The sequence below is a fragment of the Vibrio sp. V19_P1S1T109 genome, from assembly GCF_002241375.1.
Lineage (GTDB): Bacteria > Pseudomonadota > Gammaproteobacteria > Enterobacterales > Vibrionaceae > Vibrio > Vibrio anguillarum.
Genome location: NZ_NDIM01000267.1, coordinates 1 through 3,037 on the forward strand (window position 1 = coordinate 1; position 3,037 = coordinate 3,037).

1 protein-coding gene is annotated in these 3,037 nt (G+C 44.3%); it reads right to left on the reverse strand.

Going from position 1 to position 3,037, the window contains the following annotated elements:
• Positions 1-61: 61 nt before the first annotated feature.
• Positions 62-2,788, reverse strand: coding sequence for a preprotein translocase subunit SecA (secA, locus tag B9J87_RS13125; protein ID WP_013856087.1), 2,727 nt, complete (start codon positions 2,786-2,788; stop codon positions 62-64).
• Positions 2,789-3,037 lie beyond the last annotated feature (249 nt).

Consider the following 3,037-nt stretch of genomic DNA (forward strand, 5'->3'; position numbering starts at 1 on the left):
GAGAAATATTGAGTTAAAAAAAGAGTCGCCTAAGCGACTCTTGGGGTGATCATTCAAGGGATCAGTTGATCTGTCCGTGGCACTGTTTGTACTTTTTACCGCTACCACAAGGGCAAGGCTCATTACGACCAACTTTACGCTCTTCACGAACCATAGGCTGGTGCCCTTGATCTTCAGAAGCTTCATCTGCAACCGAACTGTCGGCACTTTGGTGCTGGAACTGTTGGCGACGCGCGGCTTCTTCCGCCTGTGCTTGACGCTGTGCTTCCATACGTTCAACTTCTTCTTGCTGCTGTACGCGCACCTTCGACAAGATAGTAATCACATCGGTTTTTAAAGAATTCAGTAGTTCTTCAAACAGCTCAAATGACTCACGCTTGTACTCTTGTTTTGGGTTTTTCTGCGCATAGCCACGTAGGTGGATGCCTTGGCGCAAATGATCCATCGCCGCTAGATGCTCTTTCCACAAGGTATCCAGAGTTTGTAGCATGACCGATTTTTCAAAATTACGCAGAACAGAAGCCCCAACCGCTTTCTCTTTTTCACGATACACACTAACCGCTTGTTCAAGAATACGTTCGCGCAGCGCTTCTTCGTACAATTTATCATCAGCATCTAGCCATTGCTGTAATGGCAGCTCTAAATCAAAATCGTTTTTCAAACGATCTTCCAATCCTTTAACATCCCACATATCCTCAAGTGATTGTGGCGGAATGTATTCGTCAATAACGGAAGTCAGAACATCTTGACGATTCTGCTCAATCATTTCGCTGATATCGTCTGCTTCCATGAGCTCATCACGCAGCTCATAAACTACTTTACGTTGATCGTTAGCAACATCATCGTATTCAAGAAGCTGTTTACGAATATCAAAGTTACGTCCTTCGACTTTACGTTGTGCTTTTTCAATCGAGCGAGAAAGCATCTTACTTTCGATCGCTTCACCTTCATCCATACCACTTTGGATAAGGCTTGCCATACGATCTGAGGTGAAGATACGCAGCAGTGAATCTTCCATCGATAGATAGAAACGTGAAGAACCCGCATCCCCTTGACGACCAGAACGACCACGTAACTGGTTATCGATACGACGAGATTCGTGGCGTTCAGTACCAATAATGTGCAGACCACCAGCGGCTAACACTTGGTTATGAACCTCTTTCCACTTCGCTTTGATCTCATCGATCTGCTCTTGTGTTGGATTCTCTAGCTGCTCAATTTGTGCCTGCCAGCTGCCGCCCAATACAATATCAGTACCACGACCAGCCATGTTAGTCGCAATCGTCACCGCGCCCGGAATACCCGCTTGCGCTACAATTTCGGCTTCTTTTTCATGGAATTTCGCGTTAAGCACGTTATGTTTCACTTTAGCTTGCTTCAACGCATTAGAAAGTAGTTCAGATTTCTCAATCGAAACCGTACCGACTAGCGTTGGTTGACCTTTTGCAACACGCGCTTTGATGTCTTCAATGATCGCCGCAAATTTTTCAGCTTCAGTGCGATACACCACATCAGGCATATCATCACGAACCATAGGTTTATTGGTTGGGATCACCACGGTTTCCAAACCGTAAATCGATTGGAATTCGAACGCTTCGGTATCGGCAGTGCCCGTCATACCAGAAAGTTTTTCGTATAAACGGAAATAGTTTTGGAAGGTGATCGACGCAAGAGTCTGGTTCTCGTTTTGGATTTTAACACCTTCTTTCGCCTCGACAGCTTGGTGTAAACCTTCAGACCAACGACGACCTGGCATGGTGCGGCCAGTGTGCTCATCAACGATGACCACTTCGCCCTCTTCTGTCACGATGTAATCAACGTTTTTCTCAAATAACACATGCGCACGCAATGCGGCATTGACGTGGTGAAGTAAGCTAATGTTCGTGGGTGAATAAAGAGTATCGCCCTCTTCCATCAAACCATTTTTCACCATCAACTCTTCAACAAATTCTTGACCCGTTTCAGTCAAATGAACTTGTTTTGATTTTTCGTCAACCGTGTAGTGACCATCACCACGATACTCTTCAGAATCTTCTTTATCTTGCTTTTGCAGAAGTGGAATGAGGGTATTAATGCGGATGTACAACTCAGAACTATCTTCTGCAGGACCTGAGATGATCAACGGCGTTCGCGCTTCATCAATAAGAATCGAGTCTACTTCATCGACTACGGCAAAGAAACGTTCACGCTGTACACGATCTTCTTTACGGAAAGCCATGTTGTCGCGTAAGTAATCGAAACCAAACTCGTTATTGGTTCCGTAAAGAATGTCGGCTTGATAAGAAAGTTTTTTCTCTTGTGGTGGCATATTGGGTACGTTAATACCGACCGTCATGCCTAAAAATTCAAACAGTGGGCGGTTTGTTTCTGCGTCACGTTTAGCAAGATAATCGTTTACAGTAACAATGTGCACGCCTTTGCCAGGCAAGGCATTGAGATACGCAGGCAAAGTCGCGGTTAACGTTTTACCTTCACCAGTGCGCATTTCTGCGATTTGACCCGCGTTGAGAACCATACCGCCGATCAACTGTACGTCGAAGTGACGCATACCATATACGCGCTTGGACGCTTCACGCACGGTGGCAAATGCTTCAGGAAGTAATTGGTCTAAGGTTTCACCTTGCTCTAAACGTTGACGAAACTCAACCGTTTTGGCTTTTAATTCTTCATCAGTTAGTGCTTCAAAAGTAGGCTCGTAGCTGTTGATCTCTTTGACAATTTTTTTAAGGCGGCGCAGCGTTCTGTCATTGCGACTGCCAATAACCTTTGTCAGTAGCTTAGTTATCATGTGTCAGGAATCTCTCTTTATTAGATCGTTTTCGATCTACTCTTAATGCCGTCAGTCTCTACCAGTTTTGAACTAAGGATACTGAGATAAATCATGTATCACAGATATTGTGACGGTGAGGTTTATTTTCAAGGTATTAAATAATTATGTAACGCATAGTGTAAGGAATTTTTGCGGCAACAACCAATAGCAAAACTATTTGTTTGAAGCACACTTAATATTTTTACGCTTTTTGAGCACTGTTTAAGC